This window comes from Jatrophihabitans telluris (assembly GCF_023516435.1).
GTDB lineage: Bacteria > Actinomycetota > Actinomycetes > Mycobacteriales > Jatrophihabitantaceae > Jatrophihabitans_A > Jatrophihabitans_A telluris.
The window spans coordinates 1,270,701-1,293,178 of the sequence record NZ_CP097332.1 but is presented as its reverse complement, the minus strand read 5'-3'; the positions used below and the strand labels follow the sequence as shown (position 1 = coordinate 1,293,178).

Genomic DNA, 22,478 nt, shown 5'->3' with positions numbered 1-22,478 from the left:
ACCATGACCCACCTGCTGATCGCCGACGATTCCGCCGTGATGCGCAAGATCGTCATCCGCACCCTGCGGCAGGCCGGTTTCGCCGGACTCGAGATCACCGAAGCCGAGGACGGCCAGGATCTGCTCGACAAGGCCATCGCGATCTCGCCCGACCTGATCCTGTCCGACTGGAACATGCCCAATATGACAGGGATCGAAGCGCTGCGGGCCGTTCGCGCCGCGGGCTCGATGGTGCCCTTCGGCTTCGTCACCTCCGAGAGTTCGGAATCGATGCGCAGCGAGGCCGAAAGCGCCGGAGCGGCCTTCCTGGTCACCAAGCCCTTCACCGCCGAGGTCTTCGAGTCGGCTCTCGGCGCCTACGTCAGCTGACCCGGTCAGTAATCGCCCCTGCCCGCATCACCGCACTGTCCGTATCACTGCAACCCACCCCGTACCAACAGAAGGCACCACCGCAATGACTGAGGTTCCCGCCAACAAGCTCATCAAGGACGTACTCGACGGCCTGCTCGGCAAGGACGTCGCCGTCTCCCCCAGCGCGCTCACGCTGTCGTCCTCCGACACCGTCGGCAGCATGATCGCGTGCTATCACGACGATGACGGCATGCTCAAGGCCGTTCTCGGCTGGTCGCTTCCTGCCGGCGCACACGTCGCGGCGGCCCTCGGCCTGGTCCCCAAACCGGCGGTGCAGGACATGATCTCCGAACGCTTCCTGCGCAGCGATCTGGCCGAAAACCTCGGAGAGGTATGCAACGTGCTGGCCTCGACGTTCGAGCACCAGGGCAACGAGCACGTGCGCCTGACCACCGTGTACTGCCCCGCCAACACCACCCCGTCCGCGCTGGCCAATCTGCTTTACTCCAACGCCAACCGCGCCGATCTGGTCATCGACGTTCCCGGTTACGGCGCCGGCGTGCTGGGCATCGTCGGCTGCAACTGACTGTGAATGCGACGGCGGGGAGAACCGACTGCCGCGACGGCAGGGTGAAACCGACCACACCGAGTGGGCTACAGCCTTGTACGTAAGGCCATCGCCGCGCAGCGACGACTACCAGCTGAGCGCGCTCGCTACTTCAGGATCTGGCGGGCGATGACCATGCGGTTGATCTGGTTGGTGCCCTCGTAGATCTGGGTGATCTTGGCATCGCGCATCATGCGCTCAACCGGGAAGTCCTGTGTGTACCCCGCCCCGCCGAACAGTTGCACCGCATCCGTGGTGACCTTCATCGCCACGTCGGAGGCGAAGGCCTTGGCCGAGGCCGAGTACCAGGTCAGGCCCGGCTCCCCGCGTTCAGCCTTGGCTGCCGCGGCGTAGATCAGCTGACGAGCCGCTTCCGTCTGCATCACCATGTCGGCGAGCATGAACTGCAGGCCCTGGAAGTCGGCGATCGGACGTCCGAACTGCTGCCGTTGCTTCATGTAGGCGATGGAGGCGTCGATCGCTCCCTGGGCGATTCCGAGCGCTTGTGCGCCGATCGTCAGCCTGGTGTGGTCCAGCGTGGCGAGCGCTGTCTTGAAACCGGTACCGGGCTCGCCCACGATGCGGCTCGCCGGGATCGCACAGTTGTCGAAGTGGATCTCACACGTGGGCGACCCCTTGATTCCGAGCTTGCGTTCCTTCGATCCGACCGAGAACCCGGGATCGTCCTTGTGCACCACGAACGCCGAGATTCCCTTTGCTCCGGCGGACGGATCGGTCACGGCCATGACTGTGTAGTAGGACGAGACGCCGGCGTTGGTGATCCAGGCCTTCGTACCGTTGAGCACCCAGCTGTCGCCCTCGGCCACCGCACGGGTGCGCATGGCCGCTGCGTCCGAGCCCGCCTCGCGCTCGGACAGCGCGTAGGAGAACATGGCCTCGCCGGCGGCCACCGGGGTGAGCACCTCCTTCTTGAGCTCCTCCGATCCGGACAGGATCACCGGCATCGTCCCGAGCTTGTTGACCGCGGGGATGAGCGAGGACGAGGCGCACGCCCGGGCCACCTCCTCGATGACGATGGCGGTGGCCACCGAATCCGCACCGAGACCGCCATAGGCCACGGGGATATGGGTGGCATGGAAGTCCGCCTTGGTCAGGGCCTCGAGTACGTCGTAGGGAAACTCACTGCTCTGATCGATTTCGGCGGCGCGTGGGGCGATCTTGTCGTCGGCCAGCTCCCGGACCGCGGCCCGCAGCATCTGGTGTTCATCGGTGAGCCGGTACGTCGCGAAATCGGGGTCGAAGGCCATGGTCCAAGACTTACCCACGGGTAGCGACTCGTGCAACTGCGTCGGCTGGAGGTCTGCGCCACAGGGCCCGCACCGTCGCCGCTGGTAACCGGCCGCCATCTGGGCCCGAACCGCACCGTGACCCGGGTTGCATCAGCCCGGGCGGTGAGCCCGGCCCACCCCCGATGGCGGCTTGGAACTCGCACCGGCGGCGATGCCCATCCGGCACGTGAATGGCGGCCGGCTGGCAGGTGTAAGGGCGAATACCTCGGTACCCGTCTGCCTACCGGAGTGACCAACGACGCGGCGTCCGGATGGAAACGCAATGCCCGCAAAACCGGTGAAATGGTGGGGATTGCATGTAACGGAACACACACGGCCGATTACGTAAGGTAGTCAGGGCAATGCTGCTGGCACGTCGGCGTAACCGCTGCGGGTTAGGCTTTCGGTCAGTTGCATCGCTCGCCCGTCCGCTGATCGTGTCCCACCTGCAGAACCGGAGAACCTGAATGTCGGAGCGTCCTCGCCTGTCCGTGATCGGCACCGGATACCTCGGCGCCACCCACGCGGTGTGCATGGTCGAACTCGGATACGAGGTCATCGGCCTCGACGTCGACCACGCGAAGATCGACGCGTTGCGCGCCGGGCAGATCCCGTTCTTCGAACCGGGACTGCCTGAGTTGCTGGCCAAGCACATGGACTCGGGCAAGCTGCGCTTCACGACCGACTACGCCGAGGTGGCCGAGTTCGCCGACGTCCACTTCGTATGCGTGGGAACCCCGCAGAAGCAAGGCCAGTACGCCGCCGACCTGACTTACGTCGAGGCCGCGTTCACGTCCCTGGCCCAGCACCTCACCCGCCGCGCCCTGGTGGTCGGCAAGTCCACCGTGCCCGCAGGCACTGCTGCCCGGATGGCACAGCTGCTCGCCGACGTCAGCCCGAACAAGGACGTCGAGCTCGCCTGGAACCCCGAGTTCCTGCGGGAAGGATTCGCAGTCGAGGACACCCTTCGCCCCGACCGGCTCGTCTTCGGCGTGCACAGTGAGTGGGCCGAGCAGACGATCAGGTCGGCCTTCGCCCCGGTTATCGAAAACGGTTGCCCAGTCATCGTGACCGACTACGCAACCGCCGAGCTGGTCAAGGTCGCCGCCAACTCGTTCCTAGCCACCAAGATCAGCTTCATCAACGCGATGGCCGAGGTGTGTGAGGCAACCGGCGCCGACGTCACCCAGCTCGCCGACGCCATCGGCCACGACGCCCGGATCGGACGGCGGTTCCTCAATGCCGGCCTCGGTTTCGGCGGCGGGTGCCTGCCCAAGGACATCCGCGCCTTCATCGCCCGCGCCGGCGAACTCGGGGTCGACCAGGCCGTGTCCTTCCTGCGGGATGTCGATGAGATCAACCTGCGTCGGCGTGCCCGGACCGTCGAGCTCGGCCTGGACCTCAACGACGGCAGCTACCGGGGCACCAAGGTTGCCGTCCTGGGTGCGGCGTTCAAGCCCAACTCCGATGACGTCCGCGACTCGCCGGCTCTGGATGTGGCCGCCTCAATCGCCCGGCGCGGCGCCGAGGTCTATCTCTATGACCCCGAGGCCAACGCGAACGCGGCCAAGCGGCACCCCGAACTGACCTATGTCAACACGCTGGACGAGGCGGTGTCCGGGGCGGACCTGGTCATGTTGCTGACCGAGTGGAACGAGTTCCGCCAGATGGATCCGGAATTCATCGGCTCGAAGGTCAACAAGCGAAACATCGTGGACGGGCGCAACGTGCTCGACCCGGTTCAGTGGCGCGGCGCGGGATGGGTCTACCGCTCGCTCGGTCGTCCCTGACCCCTGCGTCGAGGTTGCCCTCATTGCTCGAACCCTTGCGTTGAGGTTGCCCTCGTTGCTCGAACCCTTGCGTTGAGGTTGCCGTCGTTGCGGGAACCCTTGCGTTGAGGTTGCCCTCGTTGCTCGGACCCTTGGGTTGAGGTTGCCCTCGTTGCTCGGACCCTTGCGTTGAGGTTGCCCTCGTTGCTCGAACCCTTGCGTTGAGGTTGCCCTCGTTGCGGGTACTACCGGCAACGTCAACGTCAGGCTGCCAGCAACAAGGGCAACGTAAAGGCCACGCTGCCAGCAACAAGGGCAACGTCAACGCCAGGCTGCCAGCAACAAGGGCAACGTCAACGCCAGGCTGCCAGCAACAAGGGCAACGTCAACGCCAGGCTGCCAGCAACAAGGGCAACGTCAACGTCAGCTGGTGATGTCCTTGTCGGCGAAGCGGATCCAGGCCGCCGTCAGGAACACCGCGGTGTAGATCAGCGCCAGACAACTGCCGCGCACCATGTCGTCCCAGGAGATCGTCGGAGTCAGGGCATCGAGCCATGAGTACTGGAAGTGGGTGGGCAACACGACCCGGTAGGGATTCAGCGCCGTGATCGAGTCGAGGATGTTGGAGACCACCACCAGGAACGTGGCGCCTCCGACTGCCGCCAGCGGCGCATCGGTCAGCACGCTGAGCAGGAAGGCCAGCCCCGCCACGACCAGGGCCTGCCCGCAGGCGTATCCGGCGACGATGCCCATCCGCTCGACGGTCGCGAGGTAACTGAACGTCCCGCCGAACGGCGAACGAGCCGGAGCCCAGCCGAAGAAGATTCCGCCGACCAGATAGGCCCATCCGGGCAGCAGCAGGTTGACCGCGAAGCTGAAACCGAGGGCTACCAGCAGCTTCTGTCGAAGCAACCGCGCTCGAGGAACAGGCAGGCTGAGCAGGTACCGAAGCGATGACCAGCCGGCTTCGCTGGCCACCGTGTCACCGCAGAACATGGCCACGATCACCACGAGCAGGAACCCGACCGAGGCGAACTCGGTGAACAGGGCGAAGTTCCCGGCGCCGTCCGTGGCCAGATCGACCAGCGCCGCGCCGCCGCTGTCGCCGGATCCGCCGCCGATCTTGAACGCCAGGGCCATCAGAATCGGCAGGATCAGCAGGAAGATCCCGGTCCACTGGGTACGGCGACGCTTGAGCTGGCGGCGGAACTCCACCCGCAGCGGCAATGTCGCGCCAAGCCGGAAGGCCAACCGAGGGTCGTCGTCCGCGCCGGCCGCCGGGGCCGCGCGCAGCAGTGCGTGCACGCCCCGTCGAGTCGGCGGTGACACCGGGTCGGTCATGGTCGGCCTCCGTCCGGATCGGCGGCCAGGCCCTCGCCGACCAGTTCCAGGAACACGTCTTCCAACGCCCGCCGAGCGGGAACAGCTCGGGCGCTCACGCCGGACGCGGCGAGAATCGCCATCGCCGCAACGGGATCGGCGACCGCGAGCTGGTCGGTGCCGGCGCCGGCAACCTCGGCCACCGAGCCGGCGGCCACGACCTGTCCACGCGCCATCACGACCACGTGCGTGCAGGTCTGCTCCACCTCGGCCAGCAGGTGCGAGGACACGATCACGGTGCGTCCGGTATCGGCGTAGCTGTGCAGCACCTCCCGCATCTCGGCAATCTGCGGAGGATCGAGCCCGTTCGTCGGCTCGTCCAACACCAGCACTTCCGGGAGGCCGAGCATCGCCTGGGCGATGGCCAGACGCTGCTGCATGCCGTGCGAATACGTCTTCACCCTGCGCTGCAAAGACGATCCCAATCCGGCGATCTCCAGCACGGTGTCGAAGTGCGCTGCCTCCGCCGGCCGCCCGGACGCCGCCCAGTACAGCTGAAGATTGTCCCAACCCGACAGGTGCGGCAGCAGTCCAGGACCCTCGACGAACGCCCCGAGCCGCGACAGCACCGCCGCGCCCGGACGCACTGTTTGTCCGAACACCTCGACCGAGCCGGCCGTAGGCAGGATCAACCCCATCAGCACCCGCAAGGTTGTCGTCTTGCCGGCCCCGTTCGGCCCGAGCAGACCGAGGATCTGCCCCGGTAGCACCTCGAGCGAGATGTCGTCCACAGCTCGGTAACCGTCGGCGTACTCCTTCACCAGCCCGGTGATCCGGACCGGGACCCGAGGGTCACCAAGTACCTCGGGACGTCCCCGTCGTCGGCGATGCCACCACAACGCACCGGCACAGACGAGCAGGACCAGCGCGGCGATCAGCAGCCACACCCGCACCCCGGACGACCCGGTGCCCACCGTGACCGGCGTCGGGACGCTCAGCACCGGCGCGCTTCCAGCGAGGGCCACGGTGTAGCGACGCGCATCGGCGGGCATCTGGTATTCGAGGTCGGTGGTCGAGACCACGAGCGCGAGCCGGTGCCCGGCGGGGACGTTGCGAGCGACCCAGGGCGTGTCGATGGTGATCGTACGAGCGGCGGTGGAGCGAGCGAGCGGGACGCTCAGCGCGCTGACCAGATTCGCCGGCACGACCATGGTCCCGTCGGGGGCGACGTCTCGCAGACTTACGAACAGCGTTGCGCTATCGACCGAATCCGGTGAGGAAACGGAAAGACTGACCCGGGACGATCCGACGATCCGCACGTCCTGGGCCAGCGGCGCGGTGACGAAGGTCGCTGTCTGCTGAGGCAGGCTGGACAGATCGGCAGCACCGGCCACGCCGACCGCGGCGGCGGCGGACAAGACGTTGCCCAGCGCTGGTAGCGAGCTCACCGCAGCTGGACTTCCGCCAGGCGGTGCCGTGATCGTCCGGGACCGTCCGGAGACCGGCAGGTTGAGCACGGCCGACGCAGACGCCGCCGATCCGGAGGTGCCGAGATATCCGTTGTCGGCTCGAAGGAAAGTCGTCACCCGGCGTCCGTTCGTGGCCGAGATTCCGCCGCCCTGGTCGGCGAACAGGAAGCTGCCGTCGGCGGCGCCGCTGCGGCCTCGCAGCTTTTCGTCGAAGAACTGCTGCTGCCAGAGGTTCACCTGGTCGCTGGGATCGCTGGCGTCGTGGCCGCCGGCTCGCCACCGGACCTGCACCGGCGCACCGGCCGCCGCGATCTGCGTGGCGTTGGCGTCCGCCTCGCTCAATGGAAACAGCGAATCCTGCTCGCCCTGGGTCAGCAGGACCGGCGCTTTCATGCCGTCGAGCACGCTGGCCGGACTGGATTGGGCCAGCAACGCCGCGTACTTGGCCTCCACACCGGACGGATCGGTGCCGGTGCCCCGGTAGAACGCGCAGACTTGCGGGGCGAACCGGCCGCACCCGTCCGCACCCAGGTCGAGCGGGCCGCTGACCCCGGTCGCGTCCGGACGTTGCGCGATGGCGAAGAGGTAGCCGACCCAGAGCTTCTTGTACACGCCCGACCCGGCCGACCCGGCCATGCTGTTGTCGGCGAAGAGGGCCCGGCGCAGATCGTGCCAGGTGATGTCCGCCGCCACGGCCGAGATGCGGTGGTCAACGGCGCCCACCATCAGGGCAAGCGCTCCACCGTAGGATCCGCCGCCGACCCCCACCACCGGACGGCCGTCGCGCTTGAGCACCTCGGGCCGGTTCTGCAGAAAGTCCAGTAACCGCTGGGCATCCGGCACCTCGTAGGCGAGCGAGTCCAGATGGATGAGGCCGCCGGAGTTGCCGAACCCCCGTGCGGTGTAGGTCAGGACGACGTAGCCGTGACCCGCCAGCGAACGCGCCTGCGCGGCCATCCCGGCTTTGGTCCCCCCGAGGCCGTGGGCGAGCAGGATCGCCGGCGCGGGCGTGTGTGTGGGAAGGAACAAGGTGGTGTCGATCCGCACGGGCTTGCCGTCCGGCTCGGGCGTGCCCGTCACGAACTGGCTGGTCTCGGCGACCGCGGCCGGCGCCTGGACGGCGACCGCGGTGATCGCCCCGGCACCGGCGAGCACGACGAGCACGACAGCGAGCAGCCACCAACGGCGGCGGGGTCGCATCGATCGGGCGCGCGCCAGCAGCGGCACGCGCATCCAGGTCATGAACCGAGCGTACGGAGCTTGTCGGCCAACGCCGCGTCCTTGCTGAGGGCGGTCTCAGCCAAGCCCTTCCGGAACGCATCCATCTTGCCGGCCAGCTCCTTGTCGTGGGCGGCCAGCATGCGCACGGCCAGCAGCCCGGCGTTGCGGGCACCCCCGATGGAAACCGTCGCCACCGGAACCCCCGCCGGCATCTGCACGATCGACAGGAGTGAGTCCATCCCGTCGAGGTACTTCAGCGGAACGGGCACGCCGATCACCGGCAAGGACGTGAGCGAGGCGACCATGCCAGGCAGGTGGGCCGCGCCCCCCGCACCGGCGATGATGACCTTCAACCCGCGGGCCGCCGCCGTCTTCGCGTAGTCGACCATGCCCTCGGGCGTGCGGTGGGCGGAGACGACTCGACACTCCCACTCGATTCCGAACTCCTGCAGCGCGGTCACCGCCTCGCCCATCACCGTGAAGTCCGAGTCCGACCCCATGATCACGCCGACCTGTGCTTGATTCATCGCCGGATTCACGCCCGAATTCATCGCCGCGCCCCGTCCTGTCCGAATTCGCCGAAACCCGCGACGTCCCCACCGGCCAGGTAGTCGGCGGCCGCCCGCGCCCGACGGCGCACCCCGGGCAGTTCCGGACCCAGCGCGGTGACGTGGCCGACCTTGCGCCCCGGCCGGAATCCCTTGCCGTACAGGTGGATCTTCACATCCGGCCAATGCGCCATCAGGTGGTGGACGCGCTCGTCCAGCGCAGGCCTGGTCTCGTCCGGGCCGCCGAGGACGTTGGCCATCACGACCCACGGGGCCGTCTGGGTCGTCGAACCGAGGGGGTAGTCCAGGACGGCGCGCAGATGCTGTTCGAACTGGGAGGTGCGCGAGCCTTCGATCGTCCAGTGGCCCGAGTTGTGCGGACGCATGGCCAGCTCGTTGACCAGCAGGGCTCCCGAGCGGGTCACGAACAGTTCCACCGCCAGGATGCCGACAACACCGAGCTCGGCGGCGATCCGCAGGCCGAGTTCCTGTGCCTGGTCGGCCAGGTCCGCCGACAACCGCGGCGCCGGGGCGATGACCTCGGTGCATATCCCGTCCTGCTGGACCGTCTCCACGATCGGCCACGTGGCGCCCTGCCCATAGGGCGAGCGCGCGACTAGAGCGGCGATCTCGAAGTCGATGTCGACGGCCTGCTCGGCCAGCAGCGGCGTACCCGACTCGAGCAACGCGGCGGCCTCGGCCGGTCCCTGGACGACCCAGACACCCTTGCCGTCATAACCACCGCTGACAGCTTTGAGGACGACGGGCCACCCCACCTCGGCGGCGAAGTCGGCGAGCTCGGCGGCCGGATCGGCGCTGGCGGACAGATCCCGCCACGGCGGGCACGGGGCCCCGAGACCCGACAGCCGTTGCCGCATCGCGGCCTTGTCCTGGGCGAAACGTAGCGCCAGCGAGCTCGGCCAGACCGTGCTCCCCGCCGCTTCCAGAGCCTGGATGTGCGCGGGGGGCACGTGCTCGTGATCGAAGGTGACCACGTCACACCCGGCCGCGAAGGCTTGCAGGTCGGCCAACGTCCGGTAGTCGCCGACCATGACGTCGCCCGCCACGACCGCGGCGCCGTCGTCAGGACCGTCCGCGAGCACCTTCAGCGACTGGCCCAGAGCGATCGCCGCCTGATGCGTCATCCGCGCCAGCTGGCCGGCACCGACCATGCCCACTACCGGTAGCCCGGTCCGCTTGTCCACGAGCAATGAATCTAGCCGGTTCGACCCGCGGCACCTTAGCCTGCCCGCTGGCATGCATCGGCCCGCCTCCGGTACGTTCATCACGTTCGACAGGGACGAGCCGACCCGGCCGTCTGCACGCGAAGGGCCAACGTTGACCCCAGCGCATCCGACCTTGTCCGTGTCCCGGGCATCTCGCGGGGTTCAGCCGCGCGCCGTCGTCCTGGTCCTGCACGGGGGTCGCGAGATCGGTCACGATGCCGTCAGCCCCCTCGATCCGGCTGTGCTTCGCATGCTGCCGATCGCTCGACGGATCCGGCGGATGGGCGCGGGCCAGCTCGCCGTGGCGCGCCTGCGCTATCAGGTGCGTGGTTGGAACGGTGCACTGGCCTCCCCCGTCGCCGACGCCGAGTGGGCCGTGCAGGAGCTTTCCCGGCGCTACCCCGGGCTGCCGATCGGGCTGGTCGGGCACTCGATGGGCGGCCGCACCGCGCTGCGAGTGGCCGGAGCGGCCCCGGTCCGCAGCGTCGTCGGGCTCGCGCCATGGCTTCCCCCCGGCGAGCCGCTGGCCCAACTGTCCGGCCGCCGGGTCCTGCTGGTGCACGGCGACGCAGACCGGATGACCTCCCCGAAGGGCAGCGCGTTCGTCGCGGCACAGCTGCGCGCCGACGGCATCGACGCCGCCTTCGTAGCGGTGCCCGGCGAGCGCCACGCGATGCTCCGTCGGCCACGCCTGTGGTCTGACCTCGCAGCCGGCTATCTCGTTCAGACGCTGCTCACCGATGCCGCCGCCGGGGAATCGTCGAGCCCTCGAGGCGCCGCCGGGCGCCCGCCGTCCGGCCAATCCGTCGGCCGGGCGGCTGCGAATCTCCTTCGTCAGGTGGCCGAGGGTGAGCCTCGGGTCACCGCATAACGCGGGAAAGGGCGGCAGAGCGGCATGGCACGACGGATTGCGGTGATCGGCAGTGGTGTGGCCGGCCTGACGGCGGCCTACGTCCTGCAACGCGATGCCGAAGTCACCCTCTACGAGGCCGACGACCGGCTCGGTGGTCATGCCCACACCCACGAACTTGCGGACGAGTCGGGCCACCCGGTCAGCGTCGACACCGGCTTCATCGTGCACAACGCGCACACGTACCCCACCTTGTTGCGGCTGTTCGCCGAACTGGACGTGGCCACGCAGGAATCCGAGATGAGCATGTCCATCCGCTGCGGCGGCTGCGGCCTGGAGTATGCCGGGGCCCGCGGGTTGGCCGGGTTGTTCCCGCGACGAGCCAACCTCACCAGTCCCCGCTACCTGTATCTGCTCACCGAGGTCAAGCGATTCCATCGCCGCGCACGCGCACTGCTGGCCGCTGAGAACGGCACAGCGGGAACCGCGAGCGCAGCGGGAGTGACCATGCGCGATTTCCTGGCGCAGGGCCGGTTCTCCTCCTATTTCCGAACGCACTTCGCCACCCCGCTCATCTCGGCGGTGTGGTCCTGCTCGCCGGAACTGGCGCTGCAGTACCCAGCTCGGTACCTGTTCGAATTCCTCGCCAATCACGGCATGCTCAGCGTGACCGGTTCGCCCCAGTGGCGGACGGTCGTCGGTGGCTCGGGACGGTACGTGGAGAAAGCGGTCAAGCAGTTGACCTCGGTCCAGACCTCCACCGGCGTTCAGCAGGTCGAGCGCACGGCGACCGGGGTGCGGGTCCGCGACCTCGCCGGGGACACCGCCGATTTCGACGCTGCGGTGATCGCCACCCACCCCGGCCAGGCGCTGGCCATGCTGGCCGCGCCGACGCCGCAGGAGACGGCCGCGCTGGGGGCGTTCGAGTACTCGCTGAACCCCACCGTCCTGCACACCGACACCGCGGTGCTGCCGACTTCACCCAAGGCGCAGTCGTCCTGGAACTACTACCTGCCCGACTGCAACGCCCAGTCCTCGCAGGTCCATGTCAGCTACGACATGAACCGGCTCCAGCGGCTGGACACCGACACCCGGTACCTGGTGACCCTCAACGACAACGGGGTGGTCGCCTCAGAACGGGTCATCGAGCGGATGGTCTACGAGCACCCGGTCTTCACCCCGGCATCGGTGGCCGCCCAGGCGTTGCTTCCTGCTCTCAACGACGGCGTCCTCGCCTTCGCCGGGGCCTACCACGGCTGGGGATTTCACGAGGACGGCTGCCGGTCCGGCCTGTCTGCAGCCGAAAGTCTCGGGGCGTCGTGGTGAGCATGGCCGGCGTGAGCATGGCCGGCGTGAGCAGCGCCGCGCTGGCTGCGCCGACGTCGGCTGCCCGCCGGTACGACGTGATGATCGCCCACCATCGCCGGGACCCACTGGACTACGCCTTCACCCAGAAAAGCTCCACCTGGCTCGTCGACCTGGATCGGATTCCGCGGTTACCCAAGGGCTTTCGCCGGCTGGCCGCCTTCCTCAGCGCCGATCACTTCGGTGATCCGCAGGACAGTCTGCGCGCCAATGTCGAGCGGCTGCTGGCCGAGCATGGCGAGCCGGTCCCCGAGCGCATCCTGATGCTGGCCAATCCTCGAGTGCTCGGCTACGTGTTCAACCCCCTCAGCGTCTTCTACTGTCTCGGCGCCGGTGGTCACGTCACGTCGGTGATCGCCGAGGTTCGCAACACCTACGGCGGCCGGCACTGCTACCTGATGCGGCCGGATGGTATCGGGCGCGCCGAGGCCGACAAGTCCTTCTACGTCTCGCCGTTCTATCCCGTGGACGGCCACTACCGGATGCGCCTGCCGCTACCCGGTGACGACCTGCTTGTCTCGGTGACGCTGGACCGCGACGGTGACCGGCCCTTCGTCGCCACCATGATCGGGCGCCGCCGGGCGACCAGCCGGACGGGCTCGCTGTGGCCCGCGCTGCGAACACCACTGGCCACCCGGGCCGTCATGCTCGGGATCAAGCGCCACGGAATCACCATGTTCCTCAAGGGACTTCGACCCTATCCCCGACCGCCGGGTTCGACCGAAACACACACTTCTCCTCGTAACGACAAGCCGAAAGAGCGTGACCAGATGACGGCTACCTTCGCCGCCCCAGAGACGAGCATCGATGCCGAGCTGTGGCCGGACGTCGTCGGCCTGCCGCACCACGCCTTACGGGCCGCGGTGGCCAAGCGCCTGCTGCGCCAGGCCGTGGCGTCGCTGCCGATCCGGGTGACCACCGCCGACGGGCTTCGGATGGGCGCTGGAAGCGCGACCGATCCGAGCCTGCATCTGGTCCGTCCGGACGCGTTCTACGAGCGCCTCGGGCACGCCGGGCTCATCGGGTTCGGCGAGGCGTTCATGGCCGGCGACTGGGTCTCCGACGACCTCGCGGGGGTTCTCACCGTGCTGGCGGGACGGATGTCGACGCTGATTCCGCCTAAGCTGCAGCGGCTTCGCTCGGCCGCGCTGCACGTGCGGCCGTCCTCACAGGACAACACCGTGGACGGCGCGAGGGAGAACATCCATCGCCACTACGACCTGTCCAACGACCTGTTCCGGCTGTTCCTGGACGAGAGCCTGACCTACTCCTCGGCGCTGTTCGAATCCGACCCCGATCGCTCGCCGGAGGACCTGCCCACTGCTCAGCACCGCAAGATCGACCGGCTGCTCGACCTGGCCGGCGTCGAATCCGGTTCGCGAGTGCTGGAGATCGGCACCGGCTGGGGCGAGCTGTCCATCCGGGCCGCTCAGCGCGGCGCTCACGTCACGACGGTGACCATCTCGACCGAACAGGCCGAACTCGCGGTCAAGCGGGTCCACGAGGCCGGCCTGGCCGATCTCGTCGACGTGCGGCTGCAGGACTATCGGGAGGTCGAAGGCCAGTTCGACGCGGTGGTCAGTGTGGAGATGGTCGAGGCGGTCGGGGCCAACCACTGGAACGAGTACTTCCATACGATCGCCGCGCGGCTTCGTCCCGGCGGCCGGGTCGGGCTGCAGGCGATAACCATGCCGCACGACCGGATGCTGGCCAGCCTCAACACCTACACCTGGATCGTCAAGTACATCTTCCCCGGCGGGCACATCCCCTCGGTCCGCAGTATCCGCGAGAACGTCGACGAGGCGGGCCTGCGGATGAGCTCCGAACTCTCGTTCGGCCTGCACTACGCCGAGACGCTGCGTCGCTGGCGAGCCACCTTCGAGCAGCGCGCCGACGACGTCGCCGAACTCGGCTTCGACCAGGTCTTCCGGCGGATGTGGTCGCTCTACCTGTCCTACTCCGAGGCCGGATTCCGCTCCCGCTACCTGGACGTCATCCAGTTCGGTTTCACCAAGCCCCTGCTGCCGGGTACGGCGGAATGAACCCGGCCCCGACCAGCCCCGCGAACGGAGCACGTTCATGAACGTCGCACAACGACTGACCGACCTGGTCGGGCCGCTGCTCGGCGGCGACCTGCCCGTGCGGGTCCGGGGTTGGGACGGCAGCGAAGCCGGACCCGAGGACGCGCCACTGCTGCACGTCACGTCGCGGCGGGCGTTGCGGCGCCTGCTCTGGGAGCCGAACGAGCTCGGCCTGGCGCAGGCCTACGTCACCGGCGAACTCGACGTTCCGGGTGGTGCCGACGAACTTGCGGAGGGCTTGCGGCGGGTCTGGCGCCACGCCAGAGCTTCCGAGGCGGGACCGGTCGGTCTGAGCTTAAGCGCGAAGTTCAACGCGGCCCGGCTGGCCCTGCGTCTCGGTGCGGTGGGACGCAGACTTCCCGCCCCCGCCTCCCAGGCGACCGTCTCCGGTGCGCTCCACTCTCGCGCGCGCGACCGGGCGGTCATCGCGCACCACTACGACCTGTCGAACGAGTTCTACTCACTCATCCTGGATGAGTCGATGGCCTATTCGTCGGGGTACTTCCCCGCGGACGACACCACGCTGGAACAGGCCCAGACAGCAAAACTCGACCTCATCTGCCGCAAGCTCGGTCTGCAGCCGGGGATGCGACTGCTCGACGTCGGTTGCGGCTGGGGCTCGCTGAGTCTGCACGCGGCCGAGTTCTTCGGGGTGCAGGTCCTCGGCGTGACCATCTCGGCCCAGCAGCATGATTTCATCACCAAGCGGATCGCCGAGCGCAACCTCGGCGACCGGGTCGAGGTCCGGGTCCAGGACTACCGCGCGGTGCGCGAGCGGCCCTTCGACGCGGTGAGCTCGATCGAAATGGGCGAGCACGTGGGCCTGGAGAACTACCCCGTCTACGCCAATGCGCTGTTCTCCCATCTCAAACCGACCGGACGGTTGCTGCTGCAGCAGATGTCACGCCGGTCCGACGCGGCTCCCGGCGGCGGTCCGTTCATCGAGGCCTACATCGCACCCGACATGCACATGCGGCCGTTGAGCGGGACGCTCGGCTTCCTGGAGCAGGCCGGCTTCGAGGTCCGTGAGGTCCAGTCGTTGCGCGAGCACTACGTCCGGACGGTCCAGTGCTGGCTGGACACGTTCGAGTCACATTACGACCAGGCCGTGGCCATGGTCGGCGAGGAGGTCGCCCGGGTATGGCGGCTGTACCTGGTCGGCGGCGCGCTGAGCTTCGAGGAGGGCCGGATGGGCGTGGACCAGATCCTCGCCGTCCGCCCGTCGGCCATCGGCGAGTCCGACATCCCCGCGACGCCGCAGTGGTTCACGGCAGTGGTTCGATAAGGCATGACATCTGGCTTGTCCGCGGCCAACTTCTTCTCCTGCCTCCCGTGGGTGGCGCTGGCCATCCTGGCGGTCCTGCTGACGACCTACGTCGCCAGCCGGATCGCCGGCAAGCACAGCGTCATCGACACCGCGTGGGGTTTGCTCTTCGTCGCCGCGGCGGTGGCGGCCTTCGTGTGTTCGACCGGACACGGCGACCTCGCCCGGCGGTGGTTGCTGCTGTCGATGACGGTGCTGTGGGGAGGCCGGCTGGCCGTGCACATCGGCCGCCGCTCGATCGGCAAGGGTGAGGATCCGCGCTACGAGGAGATGCTGGCCGACCGAGGCGCGCTGGAGACGGTGCTGCTGGTCTACGGCCTGCAGGGGCTGCTCGCGTTCCTGATCTCGATGCCCGTGGTTGTCGGTATGTTCCTTCGCGCGGGGTTGACGCCTCTCGCCTTCGTCGGCGTCGGCTTGTGGGTCCTAGGGGTGCTCTTCGAGGGAATCGGCGACGCCCAGCTCGAGAAGTTCAAGAAGGCGAAGGCGGCGGGATCGTTGCCCAAGGACGCTGTGCTCGACACCGGGCTGTGGCGCTACACCCGCCATCCCAACTACTTCGGCGACGCGTGCGTGTGGGTTGGGGTGTTCCTGGTCACCGCTGAACGGTGGCCCGGGGTGCTGACGATCTTCGCCCCGGCGATCATGGTCTACCTGCTGGCCTTCGGCTCCGGCAAACGGGTGCTGGAACGATCGATGGCCAAACGGCCGGGCTACCGCGACTACATGAAGCGGACGTCGGGCTTCATCCCGTGGGTGCCCCAGCGGCCCCAGCACAGCGACTAGCGATCCAATTCCGGATTTTCACATGTTCGACTGGAATACACTCTGGCGCAATGTCTACTTCTCTGATTGAGCACATCCGCGGTTCCTGGCGCATCCTCGTCAAGGAGATCGCGGCGTTCGGGTTCGTCGGTGCCATCGGTCTGATCGTCGACCTCAGCCTGTTCAACCTGTTCTTCAACGACGGCCAGGTCGTGGCCAAGACCATCTCGACCACCGTTGCAACCGGCGTCACCTATGTCGGTAACCGGTATCTGTCCTTTTCCCACCGTGCCCGGACCAATCTCGGTCGCGAAGCCGGCTATTTCTTCATCATCAACCTGATCGCCCTCGTTGGCGCGCTGGCCGTGATCGCCTTCTTCTCATACCCCTTGCACTACAAGCATCACGTCGTGGTCATGAACGTCGTGAATCTGTTCACGATCGGCCTGGGCACGATCTTCCGGTTCTGGGCCTACAAACGATTCGTCTTCCTGCACCCCGACCGAGTTGCCGCGGGGCTACCCGACGAGGACGACCCGATCCAGGCGCCCGAGTCCGAGCCCACAGCGGGCTGACGGTTCGCCGAACGCGTCAGGATCCGGGCGCCGAGCCCCAGAGCCGCCGGTAGAAATCGATGCGCTCGAAGTCGGCGTCGATCCCGTACCCCGCCAGGACGGCGTGCTCGAAGCCCGGCCCAAAGGTCCACTCGGTACTCCAGGTGGCCACGGCAAGATCGGCCCACCGGTCGGCGACCCCGAGCCGGCCGAGGTCCACGTGGCCGGCCAGCCCGCCGTCCGGGCGCAGCACCGTGTTGGGAAGGCAGGCGTCGCCGTGACAGACCACCGGATCGACCACCGGAGGCGCGTCCTGCTCGGTCACCGACACAGCGTCGCCCTGCCGCTGGTGCGCCGCGATGCGTTCGGCGATCGACCAGGTGAACGGGCACGTGCCCACCGGGAGCGCGTCGTGCAGGTGGCGGAGTCCGGCTCCGACCGCGGTGGCGGCAACCAGTGGATCCGCTTGCCAGCGCGCACTGGCCGCGTTGTCACCGCCCAGCCCCTCGGTGAGAAGCCAGTCGCCGTCCTCGTCGCCGCCGAAGGCGATCACGGCGGGGACGGCCACGTAGCCGAAGGCCCAGTCCAGGCGAGCGAGTTCGGCTTCCAGTCTCAGGCCCGAGATCGATGGCGCCCACTTCACGAACCGGTGTCGGCCGTCAGCATCGGCCGAGGTCAGCTGCCAGGTGGTTCCCCCGAGTTCGTTGACCCACACGGCCCTCAGCTCATCGGTACCGGCCAGACGTGCGACCGCGTCGGGGACCGCCGGGTCGACCAAGGGCGCGGCCGCGTTCATCGCGGTGCTCGGGTTGATCCGGCTCGGATCGATCCGGCTCCCTCGCGTTCGCGGAACGCGGCGACCTTGTGCCGGTTGCCGCATTCGGACATCCCGCACCAGCGCCGGGTCCGTCCCCGTGAAGCGTCGAGGAAAAGCCTGGTGCACCGCTCGTTGGTGCATTCGCGCACGCTGGCCATGGCGTCCGTGCCGATGATCTCGATGGCGTCGCGAGCCAGGGTGGCGAGCACGGCATCGAGGTCGCCGCTGCGTCTGACCCGCTGACCTCGCAGCGCCAACTCGACGGGCGGACGAGCCCCGACGGCATTGAGCCGCCGACGATCCCGCGCGCTCGAGCGGGTCGGCGAGGCGGTCAGGGCCAGCAACCGGTACATCGATTCCCGCAGCTCGATCGCGTGGCCGAGCCCGCTCGCGTCGACCCGCGGGGCCACGTCCAGCAGGCCGGCTCGCACCGTCCAGTCCGCCAGGTCGGCCGCACCGAGAAGCTGCTCCTCGGCACTGTCCCGCCGCCATTTGCGGGTGCCGACGAAGTCGAGACTCGGCCGGCCGCTGACGAAGACGAAATCCACGTAACCATCTTGACCGGTTACCGGGGCGGTGACAAGGTGTGCTTTGACGGTAACCGTCTCAGGCGGTTACCCAGGACGGACGTCGACGGAGATGGCATGGACGACAGCGCGATAGCGGTACGGGCCGACGATTTCGGCTACTTTCTCGAACGCGCACTCGACGGCATGTGCCGCATCGTCCTCGAGCTCGGCGACGAACTGGCCAATCGGAGTCCTGCACTGCCTGGTTCGAACACTCCCTACGCGTTGCTCACCCATTGCCTCGCAGTGATCGAGTACTGGGCCGGTCATGTGGTCCACGGACGGGCCTCGAACCGTGATCGTGAGGCCGAGTTCCACGCCAGCGGCCCGGTCGGCCCGTTGCTCGAACGAGCCGAGCGCAGCCGCGAACGGTTGCGGCTCGACGTTGCGGCCACCAGGCCCGGAGCGGCGTTGGCCTGCCCGCCTTCGGAGTGGGCCGACGGCCCGGAAATTCCGCTGGACGCCAGCACCGCGTTGCTGCATCTCTACGAAGAGCTGGCCCAGCATCACGGCCAGTTGGAGATCATCCGCGACGCCCTGTCGGCCGCTCGCCGGACGTCGGCGCCCCGGACCGACACCATGCCCGAGCCGTCCACGCCGTTCGAGCCGGAGCTGGCGTGGCTGCGGCGCAAGCACGGAGTGAAGTGGCGTCGTCCGGGCCATGAGCTGCTGCCAGCTTGGGTGGCCGACATGGACTTCGCCGTGTGTCCTCCCGTGCTGGCCGCGATCGAGGCCGAGTTGGCGCGGGGCGACCTCGGCTATCCCGACTGGCCGGCCGACCCGCTGGCGCAACCGTTCGCCGAGCACATGGACCGACGTCACGGCTGGAGCCCCGACCCGGGTCGGGTGCGCAGCATCACCGACATCATCCAGGGGCTGCAGGTGTGCATCGAACTGCTCACCAACGCCGGCGACCCGGTAGCCACGATCGTGCCGAACTATCCACCGTTTCTGGCTACGATCTCGACGATGGGCCGCCGCCTCGTCGGTCTGCCGCTGGCGTCCGACGGGGCGAGCTGGCGTCTGGATACCGTCGCCATGGAGGAGACTTTGCGCTCCAGCAAGGCGAAAGTGCTGCTGCTGGTCAATCCCCACAATCCCACCGGGCACATCTTCGACGAGACGGAGCTGCGCGCGATCGCCGAGATCGCCGACCGGCTCGACCTGATCGTCATCAGCGACGAGATCCACGCGGAACTGAGTTTCGAACCTGGACGCTTCCGCCCGTTCGCCTCGCTCGATGAAGCGGTGGCGCTGCGCACGATCACCCTGACCTCGGCGACCAAGGCGTTCAACCTGGCCGGGCTGCGAACCGCGGTCGCTCACGTCGGTCCGGTGACGCTCTGGCGGCGCTGGCAGGCGGCGCCCCCGGATCTGTACGGCGCCGTCAACACCCTCGGCGTGAGCGCCACGCTGGCGGCCTGGCGCAGCGGGGACGAATGGCTGACCGAACTCCTCGGCCAGCTGCGGGCGCGGCGGGACCGGATCGATGCGTGGGTGCGGTCGACGCCCGGAGTGCAGTGGATCCCGCCGCAGGCGACGTATCTGGCTTGGCTGCGCCTGGCCGGGCTCGGTGAGGACCCCGCAGTCGCGGTGCGCGCGGCCGGCGTGGAACTGAGCCGCGGCCTGGATTTCGGAGCCGGCGGCAGTGGCTTCGCCCGATTGAATTTCGCCACCAGCCAGAGCGTGCTGGACGAGATCCTGGCTCGGGTGGCCCACACGTTACCGGACACGCCGAACCCCGTTTGACATATTAGAACAAGCGTTCGAACATAGGTGGGTGACCCGCTTCGCCGCCGCTGATGATGCCGCCGACTGTCGAACCGACGGCCCGGCTCACCACCACGTCGAAGGCCTGGATTCCACCGCAGATTCCACCGCGGATTCAGTAGCGGATTCAGTAGCGGACGTCGATGAGCAGGCGGCGAACTTCGACGACACCGACGGCGCGTACGCCATCGCCGAGCCGGACCCGTTCACCGACGCCGGTCCCAACGTGCGCCGGCTGTCCCACGAACGCGCGTCGCTGCGGGCTGAGCTGCGTACCGGCACCAGGGAACCCACTGCCGGAGGTACCGGCGGCCTCCTGCATTCGGTGGCGCGCGCTGTGGCCGGTCCGCTCTCAGGGCTGTCACGCCCAGCCGTTCCCCCGCTCCCGGTGCCGGAATCGCTGTCCGATCTGCTGCCCCACGGCTTGCGCCGCGGCAGCAGTCTGGCGGTCACCAGCTCCGTCTCGCTGCTGCTCGCCCTGCTGGGAACCGCCTCGGCCGAAGGAGCGTGGATCGCCCTGGTCGGTATGCCGGCGATCAGCGCCGAAGCCGCTGTCGAAGCCGGGGTGGCACTCAACCGGGTGGCCGTGATCAGTCCGCCCGAACCCGGCTGGAACACCGCCAATTGGACCACCGCGGTCGGGGCACTGCTCGACGCCGTAGACATCGTCGTGGCCCGGCCTGGTGTCACCGGCGCCACCGCCGTCTCCGACGGTGACACTCGCCGGCTCACCGCACGAGCCCGCACCAAGGACGCCGTCCTCGTGCTCTTCGGCCAGCAGGCGGCCAGCTGGCCGGCGCTGGAGGTCCAGCTGTCCGCCCGGCACGGACGCTGGCAGGGAATCGGTGACGGCTACGGCCGCCTGACGTCCCGCCAGCTTCTGGTCACCGTCAGCGGCAAGGGCCGCTCCGCCCGTCCTCACACCGCTGAACTCTGGCTACCCGCTCACCCCGCTCATCCCGTCGCTGCCCACCCGGTCGTGGCCGAGTTCGACGAGCGCGCCGGATGACCGCCCCGCTGCGGGTCCGGCAAACCCCGCCGCGCATGGCCGCGATCTGGTGTCCGGACTGGCCGGTCACCGCTGCCCGCGCCGAGCACGGCCTCTTCGGCGATCCCCCGGTCGCGGTGTTCACCGCCAACCGGGTGGTGGCCTGTTCGCAGTCGGCCCGCAACCACGGCATCAAACGTGGCCTGCGTCGACGTGAAGCCCAGAGCCGGTGTCCGGACCTCATCGTCCTTGCCCGCAACGAAGCGGCCGAGGCACGCGCCTTCGAGCCGGTCATCTCCGCCATCGAGGCGATCGCACCTGGCGTCGAGGTCGACCGCCCCGGCCTGGCCGCCATCGGTATCGGAGGACCGACCCGTTATTTCGGTGGGGAAACCGCCGTTCTGCACGCCCTGTCACGGGCGATCGGCACCCACACCGACAATGTCCTCATCGGCGTCGCCGACGGCGCCTTCGCCGCGGAACAGGCCGCGCGGCACGGCACTCTCGTCCCGGCGGGTACCTCCCCCGCCTTCCTGGCCCAGCTGCCCATCGACACCCTGGACGAACCAGAACTGGTCGACCTGCTCACACGTCTGGGTATCCGCACTCTCGGCGCTTTCGCCGCGCTGCCGGCCGCCGATGTCCACGCCCGTTTCGGGCCGGCCGGAGCCTGGGCCCATCGGCAGGCCGGCGGCGTGGACGCCCGTCCCATCGCCGCCCGCCGACCGCCCGTCGAATTCGAGGTGACCGTCGAATTCGATCCGCCCCTGGACCGGGTGGACTCGATCGCCTTCTCCGCCCGTGGCGCCGTCGAGCAATTCATCCTCGACCTCGCCGACCACGGGCTGGCGTGCACCTGCTTCGAACTGATCAGTGCCACCGACCGGGGCGAAGAATCCGTGCGTCGCTGGCGGCACGCCGGCATCCTCAGCGCAATCGACGTCACCGATCGCATCCGTTGGCAGCTGGAAGGATGGCTCAACCGGGCCGCGGGTGAACCCAACGCTCCCACCGGGCCGATCACCTCCCTGCAGTTGGTGCCGGTCGACACCGTGCCGACCGGTAGTCACCAACGTGCCCTCTGGGGCGCGGACGGAGCAGCCGACGAGCGCGCACACCGGGCCCTGGCCCGGGTCGCCACTCTGCTCGGCCACGGTTCGGTCGCCACTCCGGTCGTGTCCGGTGGACGCAGCCCCGCCCAACGCACCAAGCTCATTCCGTGGGGAGACGACCGGCCGGACGGTTCCCACGACGAACTAGCCCGGCGGCCCTGGCCGGGACGATTGCCCTCACCGGCTCCGTCGGTGATCCTCGACCCGCCGCAACCGGTGGAGGTTCGTGACGGCACGGGCCACGACGTGCTCGTCACCGAACGTGGCGCGCTGCCCAATCCTCCGGTGCACCTGGTGCTGGAAACCGGCCGCACCAGCACCGTGACCGCCTGGGCCGGTCCGTGGCCGGTGGACGAGCGCTGGTGGGACTGCCAGGCACGCCAGCAATTGGCTCGACTACAACTGGTCGACGGATCCGGCCGTGCCTACCTGGTCTGCTACCGGCTCACCGACCGGCGCTGGTATCTGGAAGGAATCTACGACTGA

19 protein-coding genes and 1 pseudogene are annotated in these 22,478 nt (G+C 68.4%); 13 read left to right on the top strand and 7 right to left on the bottom strand.

Annotation, left to right across the window (positions count from 1 at the left end; genetic code table 11):
* The first annotated feature begins 3 nt into the window (after positions 1-3).
* Positions 4-369 carry a response regulator gene (locus tag M6D93_RS06125; protein WP_249773477.1) on the top strand — a complete coding sequence of 122 codons (366 nt, stop codon included), beginning with the start codon at positions 4-6 and terminating at the stop codon, positions 367-369.
* Positions 370-454: 85 nt separating this feature from the next.
* Entirely contained in the window at positions 455-937 is a 483-nt protein-coding gene (locus M6D93_RS06120) for a hypothetical protein (RefSeq protein WP_249773476.1), read from the top strand.
* A 128-nt stretch (positions 938-1,065) separates the two neighbouring features.
* Here the strand turns inward: M6D93_RS06120 and M6D93_RS06115 are convergent, their stop codons facing one another.
* On the bottom strand, positions 1,066-2,226 hold the full coding sequence (locus tag M6D93_RS06115) for an acyl-CoA dehydrogenase (RefSeq protein WP_249773475.1): 1,161 nt from the start codon (positions 2,224-2,226) through the stop codon (positions 1,066-1,068).
* 488 nt (positions 2,227-2,714) lie between these two features.
* On the opposite strand from M6D93_RS06115, the gene M6D93_RS06110 reads away from it, so the two are divergent.
* Positions 2,715-4,037, top strand: coding sequence for a UDP-glucose dehydrogenase family protein (locus M6D93_RS06110; RefSeq protein WP_249773474.1), 1,323 nt, complete (start codon positions 2,715-2,717; stop codon positions 4,035-4,037).
* Positions 4,038-4,439: 402 nt separating this feature from the next.
* Here M6D93_RS06110 and M6D93_RS06105 read toward each other — a convergent pair whose 3' ends face one another.
* From M6D93_RS06105 to M6D93_RS06090, 4 genes are read right to left on the bottom strand one after another with little or no spacing between them, the layout of a single operon-like run.
* The gene (locus tag M6D93_RS06105; protein WP_249773473.1) at positions 4,440-5,357 is read right to left on the bottom strand and encodes an ABC transporter permease; all 918 of its coding nucleotides are present in this window, start codon (positions 5,355-5,357) and stop codon (positions 4,440-4,442) included.
* Positions 5,354-8,038, bottom strand: a complete 2,685-nt coding sequence (locus tag M6D93_RS06100; protein WP_430667219.1) for an alpha/beta fold hydrolase — start codon at positions 8,036-8,038, stop codon at positions 5,354-5,356. Before M6D93_RS06100 ends, M6D93_RS06105 begins: the two co-directional genes overlap by 4 nt.
* 5 nt (positions 8,039-8,043) lie before the next feature.
* Positions 8,044-8,553, bottom strand: coding sequence for a 5-(carboxyamino)imidazole ribonucleotide mutase (gene purE, locus M6D93_RS06095; RefSeq protein WP_430667209.1), 510 nt, complete (start codon positions 8,551-8,553; stop codon positions 8,044-8,046).
* 20 nt (positions 8,554-8,573) lie between these two features.
* The gene (locus M6D93_RS06090) at positions 8,574-9,779 is read right to left on the bottom strand and encodes a 5-(carboxyamino)imidazole ribonucleotide synthase (protein WP_249773470.1); all 1,206 of its coding nucleotides are present in this window, start codon (positions 9,777-9,779) and stop codon (positions 8,574-8,576) included.
* Between the two features lie 133 nt (positions 9,780-9,912).
* Between M6D93_RS06090 and M6D93_RS06085 the strand changes: the two genes are divergently transcribed.
* The 7 genes and pseudogenes from M6D93_RS06085 to M6D93_RS06060 all read left to right on the top strand — a co-directional run bounded on the left by M6D93_RS06085 (position 9,913) and on the right by M6D93_RS06060 (position 16,757).
* Positions 9,913-10,671, top strand: a complete 759-nt coding sequence (locus M6D93_RS06085) for an alpha/beta hydrolase (protein ID WP_249773469.1) — start codon at positions 9,913-9,915, stop codon at positions 10,669-10,671.
* A gap of 24 nt (positions 10,672-10,695) precedes the next feature.
* Entirely contained in the window at positions 10,696-11,976 is a 1,281-nt protein-coding gene (locus M6D93_RS06080) for an NAD(P)/FAD-dependent oxidoreductase (RefSeq protein WP_249773468.1), read from the top strand.
* A 2-nt stretch (positions 11,977-11,978) separates the two neighbouring features.
* Positions 11,979-12,665 (top strand): annotated as a pseudogene (locus M6D93_RS19620) (DUF1365 domain-containing protein); the annotation flags it as partial.
* A gap of 120 nt (positions 12,666-12,785) precedes the next feature.
* Positions 12,786-14,057, top strand: a complete 1,272-nt coding sequence (locus M6D93_RS19615) for a class I SAM-dependent methyltransferase (RefSeq protein ID WP_430667218.1) — start codon at positions 12,786-12,788, stop codon at positions 14,055-14,057.
* Between the two features lie 37 nt (positions 14,058-14,094).
* On the top strand, positions 14,095-15,381 hold the full coding sequence (locus M6D93_RS06070; protein WP_249773467.1) for an SAM-dependent methyltransferase: 1,287 nt from the start codon (positions 14,095-14,097) through the stop codon (positions 15,379-15,381).
* Between the two features lie 3 nt (positions 15,382-15,384).
* Complete coding sequence (locus M6D93_RS06065) at positions 15,385-16,203, top strand: DUF1295 domain-containing protein (protein WP_249773466.1); 819 nt, start codon at positions 15,385-15,387, stop codon at positions 16,201-16,203.
* A 50-nt stretch (positions 16,204-16,253) separates the two neighbouring features.
* Complete coding sequence (locus tag M6D93_RS06060) at positions 16,254-16,757, top strand: GtrA family protein (RefSeq protein ID WP_249773465.1); 504 nt, start codon at positions 16,254-16,256, stop codon at positions 16,755-16,757.
* Positions 16,758-16,773: 16 nt separating this feature from the next.
* Here the strand turns inward: M6D93_RS06060 and M6D93_RS06055 are convergent, their stop codons facing one another.
* Both M6D93_RS06055 and M6D93_RS06050 read right to left on the bottom strand, forming a co-directional pair.
* The gene (locus M6D93_RS06055; protein ID WP_249773464.1) at positions 16,774-17,532 is read right to left on the bottom strand and encodes an aminoglycoside 3'-phosphotransferase; all 759 of its coding nucleotides are present in this window, start codon (positions 17,530-17,532) and stop codon (positions 16,774-16,776) included.
* Positions 17,529-18,101, bottom strand: coding sequence for a CGNR zinc finger domain-containing protein (locus M6D93_RS06050; protein WP_249773463.1), 573 nt, complete (start codon positions 18,099-18,101; stop codon positions 17,529-17,531). The genes M6D93_RS06055 and M6D93_RS06050 overlap by 4 nt, the downstream gene beginning before the upstream one ends.
* A 96-nt stretch (positions 18,102-18,197) precedes the next feature.
* Here M6D93_RS06050 and M6D93_RS06045 point away from each other — a divergent pair, with 96 nt between their 5' ends.
* The 3 genes from M6D93_RS06045 to M6D93_RS06035 are packed head-to-tail and all read left to right on the top strand — an operon-like array spanning position 18,198 to position 22,478.
* Entirely contained in the window at positions 18,198-19,871 is a 1,674-nt protein-coding gene (locus M6D93_RS06045) for an aminotransferase class I/II-fold pyridoxal phosphate-dependent enzyme (protein WP_249773462.1), read from the top strand.
* Positions 19,872-19,902: 31 nt separating this feature from the next.
* Complete coding sequence (locus tag M6D93_RS06040; RefSeq protein ID WP_249773461.1) at positions 19,903-20,901, top strand: hypothetical protein; 999 nt, start codon at positions 19,903-19,905, stop codon at positions 20,899-20,901.
* Positions 20,898-22,478: a DNA polymerase Y family protein gene (locus M6D93_RS06035; RefSeq protein WP_249773460.1), complete on the top strand. Its 1,581-nt coding sequence runs from the start codon at positions 20,898-20,900 to the stop codon at positions 22,476-22,478. The genes M6D93_RS06040 and M6D93_RS06035 overlap by 4 nt, the downstream gene beginning before the upstream one ends.